This is a genomic window from Exiguobacterium sp. A1_3_1, from assembly GCF_048985645.1.
Classification (GTDB): domain Bacteria; phylum Bacillota; class Bacilli; order Exiguobacteriales; family Exiguobacteriaceae; genus Exiguobacterium_A; species Exiguobacterium_A indicum.
Genome location: NZ_WBYY01000302.1, coordinates 1 through 1,414 on the forward strand (window position 1 = coordinate 1; position 1,414 = coordinate 1,414).

Sequence of the window (1,414 nt, forward strand, 5' to 3'; positions counted from 1 at the left end):
CAAGATCAAGGGCTGTCTCTTCTTCTTCGACTAACATGTTCGCGACGACTTCAACGAGGACATCCCGGACTTGTTTTGGATCCTTGACGTTACGTCGTTTGACTTCTGTCTTTAGTTCCTCGACCAAATCCATCGTTGTCGTCACACCGACGTCGGCTTGGATCAACACTTCTTCTAACTCTTCGAAAAAGTCTTCATCGACTTCACGGAAGCGGTAGACGAGATCATTGACGGCACTCGCTAAACCGTCGCGTGTCTTCGTCAAGCCTTCCGTAAATTTAGTCGTGACTTCTTGTGTCGAAGTCGTCAAGCGGTCTTTCAGTTTTTTAAAGAAACTCATCGTTTAATCTCCTTTGGTTCTTCACTTAATGTACGTCGTGCCTCTTCTAGTTTAACGGATAACACTTCAGATATCCCGTTTTGCTGCATCGTGACGCCGTAAAGGACATCTGCCGCCTCCATCGTTCCTTTCCGATGGGTGATGATGACGAACTGTGTCTCGCGTGCTAGCTGATGGACGAACTCGCCGAATCGCGCGACGTTCGCTTCGTCAAGCGCCGCCTCGACCTCATCGAGGACACAGAACGGGACAGGACGTGTCTTTAGAATCGCAAATAATAAGGCGATTGCTGTCAAGGCACGCTCTCCACCGGACAAGAGCGACAAATTCTGCAGCTTCTTACCAGGCGGTTTGGCAACGATATCAATTCCACTCGTCAACAGATCACTCGGGTCAACGAGAACTAGATCGGCTTCACCGCCCCCGAATAACTCGCGGAATGTTTCCCGGAAGTGTTCTCGGACAGCATCATACGTTTGACGGAACAACCGAATGACTTCTCGGTCCATCTCTTCGATGACGCCATAGAGATCGGTTTTAGCAGCGACGAGATCATCCCGTTGCGCGGATAGGAACGTAAACCGTTCATCGACCTCTGCGAATTCCTCAATCGCACCGATGTTGACGATGCCGATTTCTTCGAGTTGGCGTTTGAGCAGATGAATTTCCTCTTTTGCCTCTTCATACGATAGATCAAGTGGTGCAATCAGTTCGAGCAGTAATCCCATCTCTTCCAGCATTTCTTGTCTTGTCTCAAGACGCGTGCTCGTTTTCCCTTGCGAGAGTCGTAGCTGCTCGAGTGCCTGTTTCGTCGTTTGTTGATCGTCCTTCGTCTTCGCTTCGCGGATCCGGATCAAACGCAGGGATTCTGCTTGTACTTGAATCCGTTGCCCGATCGCGACGAGTTCGGTCTCGACCCGTTGTTGTTCCTGTTCCTGTTCGCGCTGTTCCGCGTGCAAGGCATCGATTTTCGCTTCGTCGAATCCTTCGAGGACATGACGCAAGTCACGGCGTTTATGACCACGTTCAAGCTTCGCGTGACTGACCTGTTCCGTCACTGTCTCTTATACACAT

1 protein-coding gene and 1 pseudogene are annotated in these 1,414 nt (G+C 50.4%); both read right to left on the reverse strand.

The window, feature by feature from the left end; translation table 11 throughout:
• Positions 1-340: signal recognition particle receptor subunit alpha (locus F8N00_RS17935; RefSeq protein WP_421018739.1), on the reverse strand; the 340-nt coding region annotated here is incomplete at its 3' end.
• A pseudogene (locus tag F8N00_RS17940) lies at positions 337-1,374 on the reverse strand (chromosome segregation protein SMC); the annotation flags it as partial. The pseudogene F8N00_RS17940 and the gene F8N00_RS17935, both read right to left, overlap by 4 nt.
• Between the last annotated feature and the right edge of the window lie 40 nt (positions 1,375-1,414).